Genomic DNA, 22412 nt, shown 5'->3' on the forward strand with positions numbered 1-22412 from the left:
GTGACCGAGCGGCGACCTTCGCGGCGCGCCCGTCCGCCTCTTAATTCGGTGGCGGGCCACGCGGTGCTCCTTGTACGTTCCGGAGTGCGACCGCGCCTTCCGATGCGCTCGGCTGCGGCTACTTCCTCTGACAAAAAAGTGACGCCGCCGCCCTCTTGGATCTCGGCAGGCGCGGGCGTTCTCGCCCCGGCGGTCTCTCGGCCGGGGCCTCCAGTCCTTTGAATCCGGGGGGATTCACTGCCTCGTCCTTATCCGGGCTTCCGTGCCCGCTCCGGCCCTCGCGTCTCCAAGGAGTGGCCCGAGATGCTGGTCGCGCCGCAGATCTCCGCGATCGCGCGCGCCATGCCCCGCCACCAGCAGGCGTACCAGCCGCCCGCCGGGCCGTACTTCCTCTCCCACACGCGCGGCCCCGCCTTCGTCCGGGAGCCCCGCGACGAACTCTTCCTCCTCTCGGTCGGCAACTTCGTCTCCCAGGACACCTACTACGAGAGCGGCGAGGAGCGGGACAGCCGGTTCGTCCGGCTCGTCGGCACCCTCGCCGTCGAGGACCCCGAGTGGACCGCCGGTCTGCTGCGCTGGCTGCGCGCCGAGGGCAACATGCGCACGGCGTCCCTGCGGGGCGCGGCCGCCTATGTGCGGGCCCGGCTCACAGCCGGGGTGACCGGGGGCCCGTCCAACCGGTCCGTGATCGACTCGGTGCTCCGGCGCGCCGACGAGCCCGGCGAACTGCTCGCCCACTGGATCGAGGCGTACGGGCGGAGCGTGCCCCAGCCCGTGAAGCGGGGGGTCGCCGACGGGGTACGGCGGCTGTACACGTCCCGGTCGCTGCTCAAGTACGACACCGCGTCCCACGCCTTCCGCTTCGGGGACGTGCTCAACCTGGTGCACGCCTCCCCCGACCCGGCCAAGCCCTGGCAGGGCGCGCTGTTCCGGTACGCCCTGGACCGCCGCCACCACCCGGAGCAGGCGGCTCCGCCGGTCTCCGACCCCGTGCTGACCGCCCGTCGGGCGCTGATGGAGACGCCCGTCGACGAGCGGCGGGCGGTCGTGACCGGGCCGGGCGGCGCCGAGCGGCTGGCCGCGGCGGGCCTGACCTGGGAGGCGCTGGCGGGCTGGCTCCAGGGGCCGATGGACGCGGCGGTCTGGGAGGCCGTGATTCCCTCTATGGGGCCGATGGCGCTGCTGCGGAACCTGCGGAACCTCGACGAGGCGGGTGTCCCGGACGACGTCGCGGCCCGGGTCGCCGCGCGGCTCTCGGACCCCGACGAGGTCGCCCGGTCCCGGCAGTTCCCGTTCCGCTACCTGGCCGCCCACCAGCACGCGCCGTCGCCGCGCTGGGCGGCCGCGCTGGAACAGGCGCTGGGCCACTCCCTGGCGAACGTGCCGTCGCTGCCCGGCCGGACGCTGATCCTGGTGGACCGGTCCGACTCGATGTTCTGGGACACGGTCTCCGAGCGGTCGCAGCTGACCCGCGCGGACGCGGCGGCGGTCTTCGGGGTCGCGCTCGCGATGCGTGCCGAGCAGGCGGATCTGGTGGAGTTCGGCTGGCACAGCAAGGTGGTGCCGTTCGAGCGGGGCGAGCCGGTGCTCGAGGTGCTGAAACGGTTCCACAACCTCGGTGGCACGTACACCGCGAATGCGGTGCGGTATCACTACCGGGAGCACGACCGGGTCCTGGTCGTCACCGACGAACAGGTCGCGCCGTACGGCCCCGGCACGCCGGACGAGGCGGTCCCGGACGACATCCCGTTCTACACGTGGAACCTGGCGGGCTACCGGCCCGCCCACGCCCCGACCGGCCCGCACCGGCACACCTTCGGCGGCCTCACGGACGCCGCGTTCCGCATGGTCGGTCTCGTCGAGGCCGGCCGTGCGGCGGCCTGGCCGTGGAGCCCGGTGGCCGCCGACCCTGATCAACTGCCGGGCGGGGCGGCCTCGTAGGGCCGGCGGCGTGACGAGCGCGTTCAGCGAAGCATTCCTCCGCGAGGCCGCGCACGCGGCGGACTGGCTCAGCACGCGGTACCGGGAGTCCCGGCCTCTCGTCGACGAGGCGGCGGCCGCGGCGGGCCGCGATCCGCGCGAGGTCCGCACCGTGTTCAACTTCCCCGGCCGGATCACGGACCGCCCGCTCGCGGCGACGCGTGACGACGAGGGCCGCTGGATCGGCGGCTCGGTCGACCAGTGGACCGAGGAGCTGACCGGTGCCGTACTGGACCACGGCGCGTCGGGGTTCGTCCTGTTCACCGGCGACCACGGCCACGCCGACGACACCGTCCTCGGCCGCTGGGCCACCGAGATCGCCCCGGCTGTGCGCGGGGCGGTGGCGAAGGAGCACGGCTGACGCTCAGCCAATCCTGACGACACGGGCCCAGGACGGCGGTTCCCGCGGCACGTACACCTCGGAGTCCTCCAGCCGCGTGGAGGTGACCGGCCTCGGGAACAGGCCCACCACCGTCCGACAGGGCGGCGGGGCCGACGGCCACGGTGTCTGACCATCCGTCAGTATGACCAGGACGTCGGGCGGCGGCTGGGCCCGCAGTGCCTTGGCGACACCCGCCCGCATGTCCGTACCGCCCCCGCCGACCAGGGGAATGCCCTCCCCCCGGCACAGCGGGTGCACGACACGCGCCGCCGAATCGCACGGCAGCACGCTGACCAGGTCGCGCCGGCCGCCCACCGCCCGGGAGATCGCCGCGACCTCCAGGAGCGCACTGCCGAGTTCGGCGTCGCTGACCGACCCCGAGGTGTCGATGATCACCGACACCCGGGGCGGGCGGCTCCGCAGACTCGGCAGGACGACGCCCGGCAGCGCCGCGGCGCGGCGCGCGGGCCGGCCGTACGAGTAGTCCGCCCCCGCCCCGGCGCCGGAGGCGGCCGAACGCAGCGCCGCGCCCAGCAACTGCCGCCAGGCCTGTGGCGGATGGAACGCCTCCTCGGCCCAGCGCTTCCAGCCCTTCGGTACCCGCCCGGGCCGGCCGCTGATCGCCTGCGTCACCCCGAACCGCACCTCGTCCTGCTCCTGCGCACTGAGCCCGTCGGCCCCGTCCGGGCCGAGGTCCCACTCCCGCTCCAGGCCGTCCGCGCCGCTGCCGCAGTCCAGCCAGGCGGCGAACCGGTCCAGCCACGGCCCGAGCCGGAACTGACGGAGGTAGTCCTCCATCAGCTGCCCCTCGTCGAGCCCCAGCAGCTCCGGTACGACCGCTCCGTCGGGCCGCGCGAGCCCGTCGCCGTACACGTCGTCGTTGATCTCGCAGTCCGCGGCGATGTTCATCCGCAGCCGGTCGCCCGCGTCGGTCAGCCCGCGCTGGCGGGCGACCCGGTCGCTGCGCCCGTGGTGGTCGCGGAGCAGGTGCGAGACCTCGTGCACCCAGACGCCCGCGAGATCCTCGACGGGCGTGCGGGCGACGAACCGCGGGGAGACGTAGCAGCGCCAGTACCGGTCGACGGCCATCGTCGGCACCCGGTCCGACTCCACGACGGTCAGGGCGAACAGGGCGGTGGCCAGGTAGGGCCGTACGCGGACGGCGTGCAGCCGGGCGGCGAAGAGCTTGTCGCGGTCGAGGGAGACGGTTCCCGCCGTCCTACCCGTCGACGCCCCGCTCGTCGCCACCTCGCTCGTCGACTCCGCTCTCATCGGCCCGCCTTCGCCGTTCCGGCGACCTCCGAGACGCGCGCCACCGAGCGGTCCGCGCGGCGGGACAGCTCCACCGCGCCGGCGAGCCTGTCGATCGCCGCCGGAACGTCCCACTCCTCCTGCCGGAGCGAGGCGAGGGTGGTGGCCGGCACGACGACGAGGTCGGGGGCGCCGCTGTCGAGGGCCCTGACCAGTACGGCCCAGGCCGCGTCCCAGCGGGCCTTGTCGGGCCGCGTCCGGACCGCTTCGACCACGCCCTCGAGCGTCGCCTGACGGCGGTCGCCGCGCTCGGGCAGCTCGGCGTTCTCCGGGTCGGAGAGCAGGAGTTCGGGGTCGGGGAGGTCCATGCGGTCGAGGCAGGCCAGCATCTCGAGCCCGGGGCCGTCCCCGACCGTTCCGCGGACGAGCAGGGAGAGCACGTCGCGGGAGGCGCCCGCGGCGGTCGCGAAGGCGATGAGCCGCAGCGTCATGTCCCAGCTGCGCGGCGACGGCCACGCGCCGCCCTTGCGGGTCTCGGTGCCGGGCAGCCGGTGGACGAGCGCGGGGCGGGCGGTGAGCAGTCCGCAGACGGCACGGCGGGCGAAGTCCACGGCGTCCGGCAGCCGTTCGGCGTCGAGCCGGGGCAGGGTGGCTCGCGGCCAGGTGCCGCCGAGGCCGCGGACGACGACCTCCTGGTCGTGGGTCCACTGCAGGTGGACGAACCGGTTGGCCAGGGGAGCGCTCAGCTCCCAGCCGTCGGCGGCCGAGGAGCGCGGGTTGGCGGCGGCCACGATCCGTACGCCGGGCGGCAGTCGGAGCGAGCCGATACGACGCTCGAGCACCAGCCGGAGCAGCGCGGCCTGCACGGCCGGGGTGGCGGTGGACAGTTCGTCGAGGAACAGCAGCCCTCGCCCGGCCCGGACGAGGCGCACGGCCCAGTCCGGCGGCGCCAGCGGCACGCCCTGGACGGCGGGGTCGTCGCCGAGGACGGGCAGCCCGGAGAAGTCGGAGGGCTCGTGCACGCTGGCGATGACGGTGGTCAGAGGCAGGTCCAGCGACTCGGCGAGCTGGGTCAGCGCCGAGGTCTTCCCGATCCCGGGCTCGCCCCAGAGCAGGACGGGAAGGTCGGCGGCCACGGCGAGCGTGAGGGCTTCGAGCTGCGCGTCGGTGCGCGGCTCGGTGGTGGTGTCCTGGAGGAGGGACAGAAGGCGGTCGGCGACGTCGAGCTGGGAGTCGAGGCGGCCGTCAAGGATGAATGCGGTCATAAGGGATCACCTGAGGGTGTGAGAAGGCAGGCAGGAGGTCGTGTCGGCCGGGAGGCCGGGATCAGCCGCGTTGGGCGAGTCGCGGACGGGGCCCGCCGCCTTGCGCGGTGGGGCACTTCGGATGACGCCGGGCGGGGCGGACGTGGTGGGTGAATCCCGGGCCGATCGGGCGCTCGATCAGACCGGCGCGGTAGAGCCCGTACGTGACGCGGCGCTCGGCCGCCGTCTCCAGGGCGTCGCGGAGCGCGCCGGCACGCAGGACGGCATCGGGTCCGAGGAGCCCCTCGACGACGGCGAGGGCCCCGGCGGTGTCGCCGTGGTCCAGGCGCTCGCGGACCCCGCTGAGCCCTTCGGGGCGCCGGTGGGCCTCGTCGATGGCGCGCAGGCACGGCAGCGGTGTGCCGGACAGTGCGGCGAGGAGTTCCTCGCGCCGGAGCTCGACGGGGTCGTGGTCCAGTGGGGCGAGGACCCCGTCGACGAGCGCGATCCGGTGCCGGGCGCCCCGGCAGTCCACGATGCGGGGCCCGCCGTCCCGGTCCGGGGAGCGGGACGCACGGGCGGGGCCCGCGTACCCCGGCACCAGCGCGGCGGCGACCAGCGGGTGCAGCCGGCCGGCCTCGATCGCCCCGGCGCGCAACAGTTCCACGTCGGGCGGCACCCAGGTGGCGGCGTCGGGCAGGACGGGCAGCGTCCCGCCCCGGGGCGGGACGGACCCGCCCACGACGAGCCGCCGGGGCCCGGCGCGTACGGCGACGGGCCCGTCGGGGCGTCCCTCGGCGCGCAGCAGGATCGCGGCTTCGTCGGCCCACCGGTCGACGGCGCAGCGGCCGAGCTCCTGCGGAACGGTGTCCGCCGAGCCGCCGGTCCCGGAGCGGGACCGCAGTTCGTCGGTGCGGCGGGCGTCCCACAGGTGTCGGTGCAGGTCGAGCCGGAACCGCCGGCTGGGCCGGGGGTGCGGATGGCGTGCGGTGTGCGGGTCGTCGCGGGTGCCGTCCCAGAGGGCGAGGACGATGCGCTGACCGGCGTCCGCCCAGGCGGGCGCGGTCCGTACCACCAGCCACAGCGGCCGCGGCCCGGTTCCGCCGCGCTCCGGCACGTCGTACCGGGCGAGCGGCACGGTGAGTCCGGGGCGCAGCAGCCCGTCGGGGGCGATCCTGGGCATGTGCCAGCGCAGCAGATCGGGCGCCAAGTGCCGCAGATCGTCGCGGAGTCGGGTCCTCAGCTCATGCCCGTACGCGCGGGCCAGGGCCTTGAGGTCGACGTCCACGTCGAACCCTGCCGCGGCACACGCACCCGCCCAGTCGCCGACGTCACGGCGTGCGGTGGCGGTCTCGATCATGGAGGTCGGCACGGCGTAGGCGCGGACGCGCGACCAGAAGGAAAGTCGGGTGTTCCCGTTCGCGTGGTGAAGGTGCATCAGCACTCACCGTTCGCGGACAGGACCCCCAATCCGGAGAAGTGGAAGTTCGTCATCGGAGCGATCATAACCACACGCCCGTTCGCCCGTCTCGGGGATTCCCCTCAGGACGTAGGGTTCGACGCATGACGGCACCCTCCCGCCCCTCTCGCCCCGTGCGCCGCCTGGCCGTTGCCGTGCCGGCCGTGCTGGCCGTACTCGCCGTCGCCTCCTGCGGGAACCCGGACCGCGACGCCGACGGCAGGCGCGGCCCCGGTCCCCGCCCCAGTGCCACGCACAAGTGCGAGGTCAGCCACGAGAAGGAGCCGATCACCTCGCGCTTCCCGTCCTTCGGGGCGCTGCGCTCGACGTCGTGGTGCGGGTACACGCTCGGGATCGACGATCCGCGCGGCCTCGCCCCCGGGCCGACCGACACGCGCCTCGTCGGCGTGCTGGAGGCGGTGGACGTCAAGGCGGTGCGCGCGACCGTGGACGATCCGGCACTGCGCTTCGCGGCATCGGCCCCGCCTGCCGACCTGCCGGCGGAGGTCGCGGCGCTGCTGCCCGCGGACGCCGACTGGCGGGTGAGCGAGCAGGTCGACACGGCCCTCACCAGGGAGTTCTACCCCGGGACCTTCTACCACGACCGGCGCAGCGGCCAGGTCCTCTTCGACTGCGTCAATCCCGAGCGGGTGAGCGACCCGCCCTCCGCGACGCCCGACCCCTGACGACGGGGCCGGTACACGGCCACGCACCCCGCGCGCCAGGTCAGGGTGGTGGTCAAGCGACCTTGCCGGCCGCGGCGGCGGACAGGCCGTCGTGCGCACCGTGGCCGCGACGGTGATCGTGTCCGACTCGATGGGCGCGGCAGGTGTGGTGGCCAGGCCGGTGCCAGTGAGGTCCGGATTGAGCGCGGGCACGCCGAGAATCTGCAACTCCGCCAACTGACATGCAGGCGCACCGGTGTTGGCGGTGAAGCGGAGCCGGACGTCGGCGACGGGCACGGTGACCGTGTTGCCGCTCACCGGGTCGAAGGCGTAGCGCTTCGCGGCGACGAGGTTCGTGAACGCGGTGGCGTTCTGTTCGCGGCCGAGGACCTCGATCGTCTGGGAGCGGGCGCTCCAGGCACTGTCCGGGTTGAGCTTGAGCGCGGGCCGGTCGAGGTCGGCGTTCGCCCCGCGGCGGACGGGGGGTCTGCGGGTAACTGCCGCCCGCGCCCTCCCAGTAGGCGGCGGTGTTGTTGTCGTTGGCGTTCGCGGCCACGAAGGTGTGGACCGTGGAGGACGACCTCGACGGCATCGAAGTAGCGGCGAGGGCCTCGCCGAGCACAGCGACGGCCGGCCTCGTCCGTGCGTCACGGCGCGGGCGCGACGTCGCGGTCGCGCACGGCCGGGTCGGCGTCGCGTACCGCCGGGTCAGCGTCGCGCGCGGCGGCGGTAGGCCAGGAGCATGCCCAGGACGATGCCGACGAGGAGGGTGCCCGCCAGGATGGTCCACAGGGGGAGCGTGACGTCGGAGACCCACAGGCGGATGGTGACAGAGCCGGTGTTGGCGGCAATGAACCAGATGGCCAGGGCCAGGAGCACGAGGAAGCCGAGGGTACGCAGCCGGACGTCTCGCCCTTTGACCGTCAGGGTGGACGGCCCGTGCGTTTTCGCGGTGTTCTGGGCCATGCCTTCAGTATCGGCCGATCGGCCCGGACCGGCGACCGCCGACAGGTCCGCGGGGCCCGCTCAGCGGCGGACGCGGGGCATCCCCAGGCCGATCCAGGAGATGATCTCGCGCTGGATCTCGTTGTTGCCGCCGCCGAAGGTGAAGATCACCGCCGAGCGGTAGCCGCGTTCGAGTTCGCCGTGCAGGACCGCGCCGGCCGAGCCCTCCTTCAGGGCGCCGGCCGCACCGACGACCTCCATGAGCCAGGCGTAGGCGTCGCGGCGGGCCTCGGAACCGTAGACCTTGACCGCGGAGGCGTCCTGCGGGCTGAGGGTGCCGTCCTTGACCGCGCCGACCATCCGCCAGTTGAGGAGCTTCATCGCGTCGAGCCGGGCGTGGGTGCGGGCGAGGCGGCCGCGGACCCAGGGGAGGTCGATGACACGGGAGCCGTCGGCGCGCTTGGTGTCGGCGGCCCAGCGCTGGACGTCGTGCAGCGCGCGGATCGCCATGGTGCCGTGCGCGGCGAGCGTGACCCGCTCGTGGTTGAGCTGGTTGGTGATCAGCCGCCAGCCCTTGTTCTCCTCGCCGACCCGGCGGGACACCGGGACGCGGACGTTCTCGTAGTAGCTGGCCGTGGTGTCGTGCGAGGCGAGGGTGTTGATCAGGGTGCACGAGTAGCCGGGGTCGGAGGTCGGCACCAGCAGCATCGTGATGCCCTTGTGCGGGGGCGCGTCCGGGTCCGTGCGGACCGCCAGCCACACCCAGTCCGCGGTGTCGCCGTTCGTGGTCCAGATCTTCTGGCCGTGGACCACGTACTCCTCGCCGTCGCGCACCGCCCGCGTCTTCAGCGCCGCCAGGTCCGTGCCGGCGTCCGGCTCGCTGTAGCCGATGGCGAAGTCGATCTCGCCGGAGAGGATCCGCGGCAGGAAGTACGCCTTCTGCTCGTCCGTGCCGAACTGCATGATCGTCGGGCCGACCGTGTTCAGCGCCATCAGCGGCAGCGGGACGCCGGCCTGTGCCGCCTCGTCGAAGAAGATGAACTGTTCCATCGGCGAGAGCCCCCGGCCGCCGTACTCCTCCGGCCAGCCGACCCCCAGCCAGCCGTCGCCGCCGAGCCGGCGGATCGTCTCCCGGTAGAACCGCTTCTGGGCGGCGGGGTCCGCGTACCGCGCGTGGACGTCGTCGGGGACGAGGGTGGCGAAGTACGCGCGCAGCTCCGCGCGCAACCGGTTCTGGGCGGGCGTGTACTCGAGGTGCATGCGGGCCTCCGTGGCGGCGTCCGGCATCCGGCGTCCGGCAGGACGGCGGCCACGGTAGAACGTGTTCCACAAATGCGGAAGCCCCGTGCGGGAGGTAACGGCACGGGGCGGTGCGAGGCGCGCGTACCGGCGCGCTCCTTCGTACAAGTGCGGGGCGTCGCGGTCGCGGGTCGCCTCGGCCGGCCCCGACGCCCCGCGGAGATCAGGGCAGGAGCTCGTCCAGGCAGGCCCGGCTGCCCTTCTCTGCCATGCGGCGCTCGGCCCAGGCAAGATTCTTCGGCGTGATGTCCCGGCCGGAGGCGAGGACCACGTCCTCCGCACTGAATTCGCCCTCCGACCCGGCATGGAGCAGGTTGTCGGGCGTCGGACCCGGTCCGAGCGTCTTCTTTTCGGACTCAGCGTTCATGCCGCCTCCTCGTTCGTCCGCTTGCAGCCATTCTCACGGTGGCGTCCGGGTCCCGCATCCGGTGCGGCCCGGGCCCCGGCCGCCGTGGCGGCGACGGCGTGTCGGTCCGCTGTCGACACCGTGTCGACGGCCGGGGCGAGGGTGGGCTGCAGACACGGCCTCACACCTCAGGAGTACACCCATGACCTCGTTCCTGCCCCTCCGGCGCGTGCGTGTCGGCGCCGTACGCCCGCTCACACCCCGCATGACGCGGGTCACGCTCGGTGGCCCGGAGCGGTCCGGCTTCGCCCTCGCGGGTCCCGACCAGCAGGTCAAGCTCTTCTTCCCGCGGCCCGGCGGCGCGGCGCTCGTCCTCCCGGGGAGCGAGGACGGCGACGGCGACGTCATGCGCTGGTACGCGGCGTACGGGGCGATCCCGGCGGACCGCCGTCCCTGGATGCGGAGCTACACCCTCCGCGCCCACGACCCGGCGGCCGGCACGGTCGACGTCGACTTCCACCTGCACGGCGGCGCCGACGAGGGACCGGCGACCCGCTGGGCGCGGTCGGCGCGGCCGGGCGACGAGGTGGGCATGTTCGGACCGTCGGCATACTTCGCCACGCCGCTGAACCCGACGGCCGGCGACTGGACGCTCCTGACGGCCGACGCCTGCGCCCTCCCGGCCCTGACCACGGTGGCGGAGGCCCTGCCGGCGGGCCGGAAGGCGCTCGCGTTCGTCCAGGTCGCCGACGCGCAGGAGCACCTGCCCCTCACGACCGACGCCGACCTGGCCGTCCACTGGCTGCACGACGACGACCCGGCAGCGCTCCCCGAAGCGGTCCGCACGGCCGACCTGCCGCCCGGCACCCCCTACGCCTGGCTGGCCGGCGAGGCCACCGCCGTCCGCACCCTCCGCCGTCACCTCGTCGAGACCCGCCGCGTCCCCCGCCCCTCCATCCACTTCACCGGCTACTGGCGCCACCACCTCCCCCAGGACGCCGCCCCGACCCCCGCCGACCTCGCCGAGGCCCGGGAACGCCTGGCGGACACGGCCGGCTGATCCCGGCGCTCGTTACGGGCGGTTGCCGTCGGCCGTGGTGCGGATGCGTCGGGTGCGGCCGTGGACGGCGAGGAGTTCGAGGGCGGTGGCGTTCGAGGAGGTCTCGGCGGCCTTGCGCTGGAGCCAGTCGGAGGCGTTCAGGAGGGCTTCGGGGCGCCAGGCCCGGCCGAGTTCGAGGGCGCGGAAGAGGGACCACTCCTCCAGGCGCCGGGTCAGGAAGGGGTGGTGGCCGCCTGCCGCCGCGGTCATCTCCTCGGCCCACGGGACGAAGCCCGGGCGGCGGTGCAGGTCGGCGGCGCGGCGGTCGACGTGGCGGACGACGGCGGACTGGGCCATGGTGCGGTCGGGATCGTCGAGGACCGTTCTCACCAGGGCGAACTCGTCGGCGTCCGCGACCTGTTGCAGGTCGGACAGATACTCCGCGAAGCGGGCGTGCTCGGCCGGTTCGCCCCACTCGTCGGATCCGCCTCGCGCCTCGTCGGTCCGCACGGTCGCGCCTTCCCCTCCGTCGTCGCCGTCAGTGCTCCCCTGGCGGGACCGTACGCGCTTCCGCCGCCGGAGGGGGAACGGTTTTCACCAGCTCGGCCGCCTCTCGCGCCGTCAGGGCGGTGCCCTGCGCATGGAGCGAGGCGTACCGGGCCTCCGGCAGGGCGGCGTGGATCGCGGACTCCGCGCGGGCACGGATCGCGGCCTCCGTCGCGAGGGTGACCGGGCAGAACGCGACCTGGCCCGGGTCGCCGCCGAGCGCATCGTACGCGCCGAGGAGGCGGGCGGCGTCCTCGGCCCGCCCCTCGGAGGCGAACGCCCAGGCCGCGGTGGGGAATTGTCCGACGACGAGGTGCGGCGCGACCAGATACGCCAGCGTCTCCAACTGCTCCATCGCGCGGGACAAGCGGGCCAGGGCCGAGGCGGTCCGGCCCTCCAGACAGTCGAGCCAGCCGTGCAGACCGCTCGCCATGCCGGTGAACAGGTCGGGCGTGTCGCCCGTGAACCGCCCCTCCAGAACCGCGAGTTGCTTGCGAGCGAGGCGCGTGCGGCCGGTCTCTCCGTAGTGCTGGATCAGCAGCAGTCCCGCCGCGTCGACCGCCTCGCCGCCGAGCCGCTCCGCCTCGGCGGCCGCCTGGACCAGGGCCCCTTCGGCGGCTTCCCGGGCGGCAGCGTCGTCGCCCGCCGTCCGCAGCCGCACCCCGGCGAGCCGGGCCTTGAAGACCGGCACCTGCGACCAGGCGCGCAGCTCCACGGCGGCGGCCATGGCCCGCTCGTAGTCCGCGGCCGCGTCACCGAGACGGCCGGCGCGCTCGTACGCCTCTCCGCGGGCGGAGAGGGACTCCGCGATGCCCCAGGAGTCGCGCGCCGCCTCGAACAGGCCCAAGGCCCGGTCGGCGTCCCCGCCCCTGCCGCCGAGCAGCTTGGCGCGCATGAGCAACGCGAAAGCGAGGTCCCAGTCCGCACCGGGCCCGCCGTCGCGACCCTGCTCGCAGGCGTCGACCAGGGCGTTCAGCGACTCGCCCAGGGACGTGTACTCGCCGAGCATGAGGCGGGCGAAGTACCACATGAGGCCGGGCTGGCGACGGTTCTGCGGCAGCCCCGGGCGGTACGCGTCGACCACCGCGGCCAGGTGCGCGCGGGCCTCGGCGTCCTCGAACGAGGCCGCGCCGTCTCCGCCCTGCGCGGCGACCTGCAGCATCCGCACGCCGCGCCGGGCCTCCCACAGCTGCTCCTCCGGCCACGGCGGCGGGGTGTCGATCGGGCGGCCGGTGAGCGGGGGCGCGGGGCGGACCGGCGGGAGGAAGGGGTCGGGGCCGAGGGCGCAGACGGCGGCCGACCAGGTGCGGGCGTCGTCCTGGTGCTCGCGCAGCTGCCAGAACCAGCCCATGCCGAGGACGAGGCACAGCCCGTCCTGCTCCGCGCCCCGCGCGACGGCGGTACGCAACGCGGCGCGCACGTTCCCGTGCTCGACCTCCAGCCGCGCCAGCCCCCGCCCCTGCCCGGCGCCCCGCAGCTCGGGGTCGGTGGTGCGCACCAGCTCCCGGTAGTACGCGAGATGCCGCCCCTCGACGACCCCCCGCTCCCCCGCCGCGTCGAGCCGCTCGGCCCCGTACTCGGCCACGGTTTCGAGCAGCCGGTACCGCATGCCGCCCGCGGCGGGGTCGGAGGTGGCGACGACGAGCGACTTGTCGACAAGTGCACCGAGGAGGTCGAGGGTGGTGGGGGTGGTGGGGGTGGTGGGGACAGGGGACTCAGCGGGCTCCGGGGTGCCCACGCCAGCCGGGGCAGGCAGGGCGTCCGTCTCGGCCGACACGGCCGATTCGGCCGTGGCGGCCGTGGCGGCCCGGAGGTCCGAGGTGGCCGGCTCGGCCGAGGCGCCCGGCTCGACCGTGGTGGCCGGTTCGGCCAAGGCCGCCGATGCCGGTGGGGCGACCGGGGCGACCGCAGACCTCGGGATACCCGGCACCGCAGCGGCGCCCTTGGCCGGCGCGTCGGGGGCCGTGTCCGAGGCGGCCTCTGGCGCGCCGCCCGGCGTCGGCGTCGTGCACACCGCCTCCGCGGCCGTCAGATCGCAGCCGCCGGAGAAGACCGACAGGCGGCGCAGGACGGAGCGTTCGGGGTCGGTCAGCAGGTCCCACGACCAGTCGACGACCGCGCGCAGGGTCTGCTGGCGCGGGAGGACCGTGCGGGCGCCGGTGGTCAGGAGGCGGAAGCGGTCGTCGAGCCGGTCGGCGATCTGCTGCGGGGTGAGCAGGCGCAGCCGGGCCGCGGCCAGTTCGATGGCCAGCGGGAGGCCGTCCAGGCGGCGGCAGATCTCCGCGGCCGCCTCCGGGTCGTCGTCCACCGCGAAGCCGGGACGCGCCGACGCGCCGCGCTCGGCGAAGAGGCGCAGGGCCGTAGGCTCCGGCAACGGCTCCACCGGGCGCACCGCCTCCCCCGGGACGCCCAGCGGTTCGCGGCTCGTCGCGAGGATGGTCACGCCGGGACAGTGGGCCAGGACGGTCTCCGCGAGCGCGGCCACCGCGTCGACCACGTGCTCGCAGTTGTCCAGGAGGACGAGGATCCGCTGCCGGCCGCAGTGCTCCACCAGACGCGTCAGCGCGTCGCGCCCCTGCGTCTCCGGCGCGCCGGAGCCGGCCCACAGATGCGTCTCGCGCGCGCCGAGCGCGGTCAGGACGGCGGCCGGGACCGCGGCGGCGTCCCGTACCGCCGCCAGTTCGACCAGCCGTACGCCGTCCGGCCACGCCGCACCCGCGCGGTCGGCCGCCTCCAGGGACAGCCGGGTCTTGCCCACTCCCCCGGCGCCCGTCAGCGTCACCAGGCGGTGCGCCGTCAACTCCCCGGCGATCAGGTCGAGTTCCGCCCCCCGACCCACGAACGTCGTGAGTCTCGCCGGGAGTCCGGCCGCCCCCTCCGTCGGCGGCACCACCGGACGCAGCAACTCCGCGTGCAGCGCCCGCAGTTCCGATCCGGGGTCCGTGCCCAGCCGCTCCGCGAGCAGCGTGCGCACCACCTCGTACGCCTCCAGGGCCTCCGCCGGCCGGCCCGCCGCCCGCAGTGCGCGCAGCCGGAGGACGGCCAGGGGCTCGTCGAGCGGGTGCTCCGCGGTCAGCGCCGCCAGCGGGGCGAGCGCCTCCGCCGCCCGGCCCAGCGCCACCTCGGCCGCCAGCCGGTCACGGCGCGCCTCGACGTGCCGGCGCTCGGCGCGTACGACACGGGGGTCGGCGTCCCGGTCCGGCAGGTCCGCCAGGACGGGGCCGCGCCACAGCCCCAGCGCCTCGTCCAGCACCGTCGCGGCCCGCCCCGGCTCGCCGGCCCGCAGCGCGGACGCGCCCTCCTCGGCGAGCCGCTCGAAGCGGTACAGGTCCACCGCGTCGCGCTCCACGGCGAGCCGGTACCCGCCGGGGCCGGACAGCACCGCGTCGCGGCCCAGCACCCGCCGCGCCCGCCCGACCAGCGCCTGGACCGCCGGCGTCCGCTCGGCCACCGGCGTGTCGTCCTCGCCCCAGACCTCGGCCGCCAGCCCCGCGACGTGCACGCCCCGTCCGCCCGCCACCGCCAGCGCGGCGACCAGCGCACGCAGCCGCCCGCCGCTGAGCGGCAGCTCGTCCCCGTCCGGGCCGAGCGCGCGAGTGGGGCCGAGGATGCCGTACGTGGGATTCACCGCCCCATTGTCCCCGCCACGGGGCGCAGGACCGCCCGCGCCCGACCCCGGCCGCCGCCCCCACCGCGCCCCCATGCACCCCCTGTGCCCCGCCGTGCACCCCCGTTGCGTCCGTTCGGAGCAATCCGGGCCCGGTCCGGGGCGGACAGAGTGCGCATCGCCATGGCGTTCCCGGGCCGCCGGTTCGACAATGAGGGGGATGACCGAACACGACCGGCGTCCGGATGCCGGCTCGCCCCCGCGCCCGGTGCCGGACGGGCCGCTCAACGGCGAGATCGGCCCCACCGAGCGGCTCGCGATGAACCGCACGGGCAGTTTCGACTGGGATCTGACGGCCGGGACCATCGACGTCGACGACGCCGGCCTGCTGGTGTTCGGCCTCGACCCGGCCACGTTCGACTCCCGGCCGTCCTCCGTCGTGGCCGCGCTCGACACCGAGGAGCGGGCCCGCCTCGAGGGGATCATCCGCGAGGCGATCATCAGCGGCAGCACCTCGTACAGCGCCCACTTCCGCACCGAGCGCAGCGACGGCACCCATCAGTGGACGCACGTCCAGGCGCGCATCCTGCGCGACGCGCAGGGCATGGCGCACCGCATCGTCGGCATCGTCCGCGACGCGACCGCCGAGGTCACCCACTCCGCGTTCGTCCTCGAGCTGGAGAAGCGCCGCGAGGTGCAGACCAGCATCGTCGAGCGCACCACGCACGCGCTGTCCCGTGCCGTGACCGTCGACGACGTGACGGCGGCGCTGACCGGCCCGGGCGGGCTGGCCCGCCTCGGCGCGGACGGCCTGGCGCTCGGCCTGGTCGAGAACGGCGCGCTGAACATCATCGCCCTCAGCGGCGAGTCCCTGGATGTCCTGAACGACTTCCGCAGCCGCCGCCTCGATCGCGGGCTGCCGCTCGCCGAGACGGTACTGAGCGGGCGGCCCCGGTTCGTCACGTCCCTGCCCTCCCTGGGGCGGGACTTCCCGCAGCTGGCCCCGTACCTGGAGCGGCTCCGCTTCCGCGCCGCCGCGTACCTGCCGCTCGTCGCGCAGGCCCGCTCGCTCGGCGGGATGGCGCTGTTCTACCGGGGGCGGACGGCGTTCAACGCCGACGAGCGCAACCTCAGCCTCGGTCTCGCCGCGATCGTCGCCCAGTCGCTGCAGCGGGCGCTGCTCTTCGACGAGGAGCGGGAACTGGCCACCGGCCTGCAGGAGACCATGCTGCCCCGCCGGATCCCGGAGATCACGGGCGGCGAGATCGCGGTCCGCTACCACGCGGCGTGGAGCGGCCGGCAGGTCGGCGGCGACTGGTACGACGTGATCTCGCTGCCGCGCGGGCGGGTCGGCGTCGTCGTCGGCGACGTCCAGGGCCACGACACGCACGCCGCCGCCATCATGGGCCAGCTGCGGATCGCGCTGCGGGCGTACGCGGGCGAGGGCCACGCCCCGGCGACGGTACTGGCCCGCGCCTCCCGGTTTCTCGCCGAGCTGGACACGAACCGCTTCGCCACGTGCACGTACGCGCAGGTCGACCTCACCACCGGGACGGTGCGGGCGGTACGGGCCGGGCACCTGGGCCCGCTGATCCGGCACACCGACGGCCGGGTGGGCCGGCCGAAATTGCGCGGCGGGCTGCCGCTGGGCCTCGCGTCGGTGTTCGGCGAGGAGGAGTACCCGGAGACCAGGCTCGACCTGGTGCCGGGCGAGACGCTGGTGCTGTACACGGACGGGCTGGTCGAGCAGCCGGGCTCGGACATCGACGCGGGCATGGAGTCGCTGTCGGCGGCGGTCAGCAGCGGCCCGCCGCAGGCCGAGGCGCTCGCCGACCACCTGTCGGAGCAGTTGTGGGAGCGGTGGGGGCCGGGCGACGACGTGGCCCTGCTCGTCCTGCGCCGCAGCCCGGACCCGGGCACGCCGCGGGCGCCGCGGATCCACCAGTACATCCACCAGGCCGATCCGCAGGGCCTGTCGGACGCGCGGGCGGCGGTCGGGCAGGCGCTGCGCGACTGGAACATGGGCGATCTCGCCGACGACGCCGAACTGCTCACCGGCGAGATGCTGGTGAACGTGCTCCTGCACACGGAGGGCGGCGCGGTGCTGACCCTGGAGGTGCTGCCGGAGCCGGTGCGTCGCGTCCGGCTCTCGGTGCAGGACCGTTCCAGCGCCTGGCCCCGGCGGCGTACTCCGGGCGAGGCGGCGACCTCGGGGCGCGGGCTGCTGCTGCTCGACGCGCTGTCGGACCGGTGGGGCGTGGAGCCCCGCGGCGAGGGCAAGGCGGTGTGGTGCGAGATCGGCTCGGCGGCCGACGCGGGGGCCGGGGCGGAGGTCGGCACGGGCGCCGGCACGACGTGAGGTGACGCCCGCGGGGCGCCGTGCGCGCCTCGTACGACCGCTCGGACGAAAGGAACCCCATGGACCCGGTGGCCGCTCTGAACCGGATCGCGTACCTGCTGGAGCGCGCGCAGGAACCGACGTACCGCGTACGGGCGTTCCGCACGGCGCAGGCCGTGGTGGAGGCGATGGAGCCGGGCGAGGCGGAACGGCGGGCGGCCGCGGGGACGTTGGAGAAGGTCAAGGGGCTCGGGCCGAAGACGGCGGCAGTGGTGCGGGAGGCGCTGGCGGGGCAGGTACCGGGGTATCTGGCCCGGCTGGAGCAGCAGTTGGCGGACTCGTTCGACGTGGTGGGCTCGACGGTCGGCGGGGAGACGCTGCGGGCGGCGCTGCGCGGCGACTGTCATCTGCATTCGGACTGGTCCGACGGCGGCGCGTCGATCGAGTCGATGGGCCGTACGGCGGTGAATCTGGGCCATGACTGGGCGGTGCTGACCGACCATTCGCCGCGCCTGACGGTGGCGCGCGGGCTGTCGGCGGAGCGGCTGCGCGAGCAACTCGACGTGGTGGCGGAGCTCAACGAGGACTGGGCGCCGTTCCGGCTGCTGACCGGGATCGAGTGCGACATCCTGCCGGACGGCGAGCTGGACCAGGAGCCCGAACTCCTCGACCGGCTTGACGTGGTGGTCGGCTCGGTGCACTCGAAGCTGCGGATGGAGGCGCCGGCGATGACCCGGCGGATGGTGAAGGCGGTGCAGAACCCGCTGCTCGACGTGCTCGGGCACTGCACGGGGCGGCTGGTGACGGGACGGGGGCGGCCGGAGTCGGAGTTCGACGCGGCGGAGGTCTTCGCGGCCTGCGCGGAGTCCGGGGCCGCGGTGGAGATCAACAGCCGGCCGGAGCGGCTCGACCCGCCGCGCCGCCTGCTCCGGCAGGCCGTGGCGGCGGGCGTGTACTTCGCCGTGGACACCGACGCCCACGCGCCCGGTCAGCTGGAGTGGCAGATTCTGGGGTGCGCGCGGGCGGAGGAGTGCGGGGTGCCGGCGGAGCGCGTGATCAACACCTGGTCGGCGGACGCGGTCCTGGAGTGGACGCGCACGCGGGAGGCGCCGGCGGGCGGCTGAGGACCCGCCGGACACCGGTGGTCAGTCGCGCGACTTCCGCTGCCACACCGTCGTCATGTTGCAGAACTCCTTGATCCCGTGGCCGGAGAGCTCCCTCCCGTACCCGGAGCGCTTGACGCCGCCGAAGGGGAGCGCGGGGTGGGAGGCGGTCATGCCGTTGACGAAGACCCCACCGGCCTGGAGGTCCCGGACGAAGCGGTCGACCTCGTCCGTGTCGCGGGTCCAGACGTTGGAACTCAGGCCGAACGGCGTGTCGTTGGCGACGGCCACGGCCTCGTCGACGTTCGCGACCCGGTACAGCGTGGCGACCGGGCCGAACGCCTCCTCGCGGTGGATCCGCATCTCCGGCGTGATCCCGGCGAGCACGGTGGGCCGGTAGTACCAGCCCGCCTGCAGCTCCTCCGGCCGGACCCCGCCGCACAGCACCTGCGCGCCCTTGGCGACGGCGTCGTCGACGAGTTCCTCCACGTCGCGGCGGCCCTGCTCGGTGGCGAGCGGGCCGACGTCGGTGCCGTCGGCGAGCGGGTCGCCGACGACGAGCGCCGCCATGCGGGAGCTGAAGTCCTCGGCGAAGGAGTCGTAGGCGTCGGCGTGGACGATGAACCGCTTGGCGGCGATGCAGGACTGGCCGTTGTTCTGCACGCGGGCGGTGACGGCGGTGGACGCGGCGCGCCGGAGGTCGGCGGAGGCCATGACGATGTACGGGTCGGAGCCGCCGAGTTCCAGGACCGTCTTCTTCACCTCGTCGCCCGCGATGGAGGCCACCGACCGTCCGGCGGGCTCGCTGCCGGTGAGCGTCGCGGCGGCGACACGCGGGTCGCGGAGCACCGCCTCCACCTGGCCGGAGCCGATCAGCAGAGTCTGGAAGCAGCCCTCGGGGAAGCCCGAGCGGTGGAACAGCTCACCCAGGTAGAGGGCGGTCTGCGGGACGTTCGAGGCGTGCTTGAGCAGTCCGGTGTTGCCGGCCATCAGCGCGGGCGCGGCGAAGCGGACGACCTGCCAGAGCGGGAAGTTCCACGGCATCACGGCGAGGACGGGCCCGAGGGGCCGGTACACGACGCGGGCGGAGTCGGCGCCGGAGTCCTGCACGTCGGGGTCGGCGGGCCGCTCGTCGGCCAGCAGCCGCTCGGCGCGGTCGGCGTACCAGCGCATGGCCTTGGCACACTTCGCCGCCTCGGCGCGGGCGGCGACGAGGGTCTTGCCCATCTCGACGGTCATGGTGCGCGCGATGTCGTCGCGGTCCTCGTCGAGCAGGTCGGCGGCACGGCGCATGAGACGGGCGCGCTCGTCGAAGGGGGTGGTGCGGTAGGTGAGGAAGGTGGCGTGGGCGGCGGCGATCCGCCGTTCGACCTCCTCGGGCGAGTGCGGCTGGTACGTCCGGACGGTCTCGCCGGTGGCGGGGTTCACGGTGGCGATGGGCATGGCGTCTCCTCTGCGGACCCGACGCTCCGACCCTCCCCCGGTCGCGGGACGGGCGCAATCGGGAGGGGGCCGATGGAACGCGCCGGTTCCCCTCCCCGGTACGGCCGACCGCCGGTCCGGGCGCGTCAGGCCCGGGTGAACCGGTCGCTCTCCGCGCCGCGCAGCCGCCCGGCGGGGAGCCTGCGGCCGTACGCGAGGAGCAGCAGGTCCTGCCCCGGGCCGCGGACGGTGCTGCCCGAGCCGTACGACCAGTCCAGGTCGTCGGCCTCCAGCCGTACGCCGCCGAGGTCGGCGCCGAAGAACCGCACGCCGCTCGGGCGGACCGCGTCGAGCAGCACGCGCAGCCGCTCCTCGGGGACGCGGCGTGCGTGCCCGAGGGCGACGGTGATGTCGAGGCCGTGCACGACGTCGTGGCCGAGCGCCCCGGCGAGTCCGCCGACGGGCGGCTTCCAGGGGTGGTGGGCGTTGTCCCGGAGGAACGCGGCGAGCTCGGCGGTGGTGTGCGCGTCGGCGTCGCGGCGGGCGACGCGGTCGGTCATCCGGTGCAGACTGCCGCGGGCCCGGGCGAGCTCGACGAGCGTCGCGGGGAGCGACAGCCGGAACCCCGTGGACATGTGGGCGGCCACGTCCCGGACCCGCCAGCCGGCGCAGAGGCTGGGGGCCTGCCACTGGACGTCGTCCAGGCCGTCGAGGAGGTCCGCCAGCTCGCGCCGCTCGGCGGCGATCATGGCCCGGAGGGCGGCGTCGGACGGGGTGGTCAGCGGGGTGGGGGGCGGCGTGGGGGTCGGGGCATCGCTCATGGGACCAGCGTGCGGGCGAAGGCCGGTATAAGTCCAAGAGCTGTATCTGCTCCCACCTAGAATCCGTGGTTATGGAACTCCGTCGTCTCCGATACTTCGTCACCGTGGTCGAGGAGGGCGGCTTCACGCGGGCCGCGGCCCGGCTGCACCTGTCCCAGCCGGGGCTGAGCGCACAGATCCGGCAGCTGGAGCGGGACCTCGGGCAGCCGCTGCTCGACCGGTCCGGGCGGACGGTGACGCCGACGGAGGTGGGGCGCGCGGTGCTCCCGTACGCGCGGGCCGCCCTGGCGGCCGTGGCGGGGGCGCGGCAGGCGGTGGACGAGTACACGGGGCTGCTGCGGGGCCGGGTCAGGCTCGGGATCGTGTCGGGGGTGGCCGGCGAGGCCTTCGAACTGCCCGCACTGCTCGGGGAGTTCCGGGACGCGCATCCGGGCGTGGAGGTGTCGCTGACGGAGGACTCGTCGGACGGGATGCGTACGGCCCTGCTGTCCGGGGAGCTCGACCTGGCGTTGCTGGGCACGGCCGACGCGGAGCCGCCGCCGGGGCTCGCGTACCGGGTGGTGATCGACCAGCCCCTGGTGGCCGCGGTCGCCGCCGGCGATCCGCTGGCGGGGCGGAAGGAGGTGGCCCTGGCGGAGCTGGCGGACCGCGCGCTGATCTGCCTGCCGCGCGGGACGGGCGTCCGGGCGGTGCTCGAACGGGCCTGTGCGCAGGCGGGGTTCGCGCCGCGGGTGGCCTTCGAGGCGGCGATTCCGCCGCTGGTGCGGCAGCTCGCGGTCCGCGGCCTGGGCGTGGCGGTCCTGCCGTGGGGCGAGGAGCCGGTGCCGGAGGGGCTGCGGGTCCTGCCCCTGGTCCGGCCCGCCCTGCGCGGGCGGGTCGCCCTGGCGCACCGGGAGGGCGGACCGACGGGTCCGGCCGCCCGCGCGTTCCTGGGCCGGCTGCACGCCGCGCTGCCGGACGTCCGGCCCGGAGCGGGTGCCTGAGGGGTCGTTGCGCGGAGTGACTCCGGCGGCGGACGATGGGGTGGAGCCCGCGGAGCCCCGTGGGGTCGACGGGCGGGAGTGGGCGTGGATCCGTTGGAGGAGTGGCTGGAGGGCATGCAGCCCCTGCTGGCCGGTCTGGTGGACCTCGAACTGCCGCCGGGCGCAGTGACGTTGTCGGACCGCTCGCCGGAGGCGCTGGCCCGCGTGGAGGCGGAGCTGGTGGGCCGGGCGGCGCCCGCGGCGGACTTCCTGGAGCGGGTCGCCGGATACGTCGGCGAGTCCCTGCTGTCGGCGGCCGGGGGGCACTGGACCTGGGACGAACGGCGCGGTCTGCCCGTCGTGTCTCCGGACCCGGGGCTGGGGCTCCCCGCGGTCTGCCCGGCGGAGCTGGTCGAGCGGGCCCGACGGGATCAGGACGGCGACGCGTTCGGCCGCAGCCGGCGGGCACTGGAGCGGGCGGTCGCCGAGAAACAGGCTGCCGAACCCGACTGGACGCCGGTCAAGGAGCCCACCCCGGTCCTCGATCACGATCCGACCGAAACGTTCGACTCGCCGTACCTGGACGCGTGGCTGGCGCAGCGAGCGGCAGGTCTGCCGGCCTGGCTCGCCACGTACGCGGAGCGTCCCGAACGCTGGGACTTCAGCCAGGGGTCCTTGGACGAGCTGGAGGCGGCGGCGCGTCGGCAGGTGTCCGATCCGGACGAGTTGGCCGAGCACGCCGAGTTCGCCGAGGGCGCCTCCTGGTACCTGGGCGAGGTGCTGCGGCCGGCGATGCGCGCGCAGTGGTGCTACCACCCCGGCGAGCCGGACGGGGACAACATGTTCGTCGGGCGTCCCTTCCTGGACCAGCTGGTCCAGGAAGGGACGGTGGCGGTCCCGTTCCTGCTGATCCAGGTCGCGCTCGCCGACCGTGCGCCGGGTGTGCTTCGTCACGCCTACGATCGCCTCACTTGAACCTCCCTTCCCGTGGGCATGTGTCGCT

Annotated in this window: 18 protein-coding genes; 8 read left to right on the forward strand and 10 right to left on the reverse strand. The window is 75.0% G+C overall.

The window, feature by feature from the left end; genetic code table 11:
- Positions 1-303 precede the first annotated feature (303 nt).
- Positions 304-1941 (forward strand): TROVE domain-containing protein, encoded by a 1638-nt coding sequence (locus tag ABZO31_RS01700; RefSeq protein WP_406859018.1) that lies wholly within the window; start codon positions 304-306, stop codon positions 1939-1941.
- A gap of 10 nt (positions 1942-1951) precedes the next feature.
- Positions 1952-2341, forward strand: a complete 390-nt coding sequence (locus ABZO31_RS01705; RefSeq protein WP_406859020.1) for a hypothetical protein — start codon at positions 1952-1954, stop codon at positions 2339-2341.
- A gap of 3 nt (positions 2342-2344) precedes the next feature.
- Here ABZO31_RS01705 and ABZO31_RS01710 read toward each other — a convergent pair whose 3' ends face one another.
- The 3 genes from ABZO31_RS01710 to ABZO31_RS01720 all read right to left on the reverse strand — a co-directional run bounded on the left by ABZO31_RS01710 (position 2345) and on the right by ABZO31_RS01720 (position 6295).
- A complete protein-coding gene (locus ABZO31_RS01710; RefSeq protein WP_406859021.1) occupies positions 2345-3634 on the reverse strand; it encodes a DUF2201 family putative metallopeptidase in 1290 nt (429 codons plus the stop codon).
- Complete coding sequence (locus ABZO31_RS01715; protein WP_406859022.1) at positions 3631-4878, reverse strand: AAA family ATPase; 1248 nt, start codon at positions 4876-4878, stop codon at positions 3631-3633. The genes ABZO31_RS01710 and ABZO31_RS01715 overlap by 4 nt, the downstream gene beginning before the upstream one ends.
- A gap of 61 nt (positions 4879-4939) precedes the next feature.
- Positions 4940-6295, reverse strand: a complete 1356-nt coding sequence (locus ABZO31_RS01720) for a hypothetical protein (RefSeq protein WP_406859023.1) — start codon at positions 6293-6295, stop codon at positions 4940-4942.
- A gap of 125 nt (positions 6296-6420) precedes the next feature.
- Here ABZO31_RS01720 and ABZO31_RS01725 point away from each other — a divergent pair, with 125 nt between their 5' ends.
- A complete protein-coding gene (locus ABZO31_RS01725) occupies positions 6421-7002 on the forward strand; it encodes a hypothetical protein (RefSeq protein ID WP_406859025.1) in 582 nt (193 codons plus the stop codon).
- Between the two features lie 687 nt (positions 7003-7689).
- Here ABZO31_RS01725 and ABZO31_RS01730 read toward each other — a convergent pair.
- The 3 genes from ABZO31_RS01730 to ABZO31_RS01740 form a co-directional block, all read right to left on the reverse strand.
- On the reverse strand, positions 7690-7947 hold the full coding sequence (locus ABZO31_RS01730) for a LapA family protein (RefSeq protein WP_406859026.1): 258 nt from the start codon (positions 7945-7947) through the stop codon (positions 7690-7692).
- Positions 7948-8007: 60 nt separating this feature from the next.
- Complete coding sequence (locus ABZO31_RS01735) at positions 8008-9186, reverse strand: acyl-CoA dehydrogenase family protein (RefSeq protein ID WP_406859027.1); 1179 nt, start codon at positions 9184-9186, stop codon at positions 8008-8010.
- 202 nt (positions 9187-9388) lie between these two features.
- Positions 9389-9592, reverse strand: a complete 204-nt coding sequence (locus ABZO31_RS01740) for a hypothetical protein (protein ID WP_406859028.1) — start codon at positions 9590-9592, stop codon at positions 9389-9391.
- 181 nt (positions 9593-9773) lie between these two features.
- Here ABZO31_RS01740 and ABZO31_RS01745 point away from each other — a divergent pair, with 181 nt between their 5' ends.
- Positions 9774-10631, forward strand: coding sequence for a siderophore-interacting protein (locus ABZO31_RS01745; protein ID WP_406859029.1), 858 nt, complete (start codon positions 9774-9776; stop codon positions 10629-10631).
- 12 nt (positions 10632-10643) lie between these two features.
- On the opposite strand, the gene ABZO31_RS01750 is transcribed toward ABZO31_RS01745, so the two are convergent.
- Together ABZO31_RS01750 and ABZO31_RS01755 are read right to left on the reverse strand one after the other, a co-directional pair.
- Complete coding sequence (locus ABZO31_RS01750; protein WP_406859031.1) at positions 10644-11120, reverse strand: hypothetical protein; 477 nt, start codon at positions 11118-11120, stop codon at positions 10644-10646.
- A gap of 28 nt (positions 11121-11148) precedes the next feature.
- Entirely contained in the window at positions 11149-14784 is a 3636-nt protein-coding gene (locus ABZO31_RS01755; protein ID WP_406859032.1) for an ATP-binding protein, read from the reverse strand.
- 199 nt (positions 14785-14983) lie between these two features.
- On the opposite strand from ABZO31_RS01755, the gene ABZO31_RS01760 reads away from it, so the two are divergent.
- Positions 14984-17122, forward strand: a complete 2139-nt coding sequence (locus tag ABZO31_RS01760) for a SpoIIE family protein phosphatase (RefSeq protein ID WP_406859033.1) — start codon at positions 14984-14986, stop codon at positions 17120-17122.
- Positions 17123-17181: 59 nt separating this feature from the next.
- Positions 17182-18225 (forward strand): PHP domain-containing protein, encoded by a 1044-nt coding sequence (locus ABZO31_RS01765; RefSeq protein WP_406859034.1) that lies wholly within the window; start codon positions 17182-17184, stop codon positions 18223-18225.
- A gap of 21 nt (positions 18226-18246) precedes the next feature.
- On the opposite strand, the gene ABZO31_RS01770 is transcribed toward ABZO31_RS01765, so the two are convergent.
- Together ABZO31_RS01770 and ABZO31_RS01775 are read right to left on the reverse strand one after the other, a co-directional pair.
- Entirely contained in the window at positions 18247-19647 is a 1401-nt protein-coding gene (locus ABZO31_RS01770; RefSeq protein ID WP_406859035.1) for an NADP-dependent succinic semialdehyde dehydrogenase, read from the reverse strand.
- 125 nt (positions 19648-19772) lie between these two features.
- Positions 19773-20375, reverse strand: a complete 603-nt coding sequence (locus ABZO31_RS01775; protein WP_406865233.1) for a maleylpyruvate isomerase family mycothiol-dependent enzyme — start codon at positions 20373-20375, stop codon at positions 19773-19775.
- 143 nt (positions 20376-20518) lie between these two features.
- Between ABZO31_RS01775 and ABZO31_RS01780 the strand changes: the two genes are divergently transcribed.
- Together ABZO31_RS01780 and ABZO31_RS01785 are read left to right on the forward strand one after the other, a co-directional pair.
- The gene (locus tag ABZO31_RS01780; RefSeq protein WP_406859036.1) at positions 20519-21430 is read left to right on the forward strand and encodes a LysR family transcriptional regulator; all 912 of its coding nucleotides are present in this window, start codon (positions 20519-20521) and stop codon (positions 21428-21430) included.
- Between the two features lie 84 nt (positions 21431-21514).
- Complete coding sequence (locus ABZO31_RS01785; RefSeq protein WP_406859037.1) at positions 21515-22384, forward strand: hypothetical protein; 870 nt, start codon at positions 21515-21517, stop codon at positions 22382-22384.
- Positions 22385-22412 lie beyond the last annotated feature (28 nt).

The sequence above is a fragment of the Streptomyces solicamelliae genome, assembly GCF_045348655.1.
Taxonomy (GTDB): domain Bacteria; phylum Actinomycetota; class Actinomycetes; order Streptomycetales; family Streptomycetaceae; genus Streptomyces; species Streptomyces solicamelliae.

Bases quoted from the DNA above. Each gene is read 5' to 3' on its own strand.
- ABZO31_RS01700 (WP_406859018.1), top strand. From the start codon at position 304: ATGCTGGTCGCGCCGCAGATCTCCGCGATCGCGCGCGCCATGCCCCGC.
- ABZO31_RS01710 (WP_406859021.1), bottom strand. From the start codon at position 3,634: ATGAGAGCGGAGTCGACGAGCGAGGTGGCGACGAGCGGGGCGTCGACG.
- ABZO31_RS01715 (WP_406859022.1), bottom strand. From the start codon at position 4,878: ATGACCGCATTCATCCTTGACGGCCGCCTCGACTCCCAGCTCGACGTC.
- ABZO31_RS01720 (WP_406859023.1), bottom strand. From the start codon at position 6,295: ATGCACCTTCACCACGCGAACGGGAACACCCGACTTTCCTTCTGGTCG.
- ABZO31_RS01725 (WP_406859025.1), top strand. From the start codon at position 6,421: ATGACGGCACCCTCCCGCCCCTCTCGCCCCGTGCGCCGCCTGGCCGTT.
- ABZO31_RS01730 (WP_406859026.1), bottom strand. From the start codon at position 7,947: ATGGCCCAGAACACCGCGAAAACGCACGGGCCGTCCACCCTGACGGTC.
- ABZO31_RS01735 (WP_406859027.1), bottom strand. From the start codon at position 9,186: ATGCACCTCGAGTACACGCCCGCCCAGAACCGGTTGCGCGCGGAGCTG.
- ABZO31_RS01740 (WP_406859028.1), bottom strand. From the start codon at position 9,592: ATGAACGCTGAGTCCGAAAAGAAGACGCTCGGACCGGGTCCGACGCCC.
- ABZO31_RS01745 (WP_406859029.1), top strand. From the start codon at position 9,774: ATGACCTCGTTCCTGCCCCTCCGGCGCGTGCGTGTCGGCGCCGTACGC.
- ABZO31_RS01760 (WP_406859033.1), top strand. From the start codon at position 14,984: ATGACCGAACACGACCGGCGTCCGGATGCCGGCTCGCCCCCGCGCCCG.
- ABZO31_RS01765 (WP_406859034.1), top strand. From the start codon at position 17,182: ATGGACCCGGTGGCCGCTCTGAACCGGATCGCGTACCTGCTGGAGCGC.
- ABZO31_RS01770 (WP_406859035.1), bottom strand. From the start codon at position 19,647: ATGCCCATCGCCACCGTGAACCCCGCCACCGGCGAGACCGTCCGGACG.
- ABZO31_RS01775 (WP_406865233.1), bottom strand. From the start codon at position 20,375: ATGATCGCCGCCGAGCGGCGCGAGCTGGCGGACCTCCTCGACGGCCTG.
- ABZO31_RS01780 (WP_406859036.1), top strand. From the start codon at position 20,519: ATGGAACTCCGTCGTCTCCGATACTTCGTCACCGTGGTCGAGGAGGGC.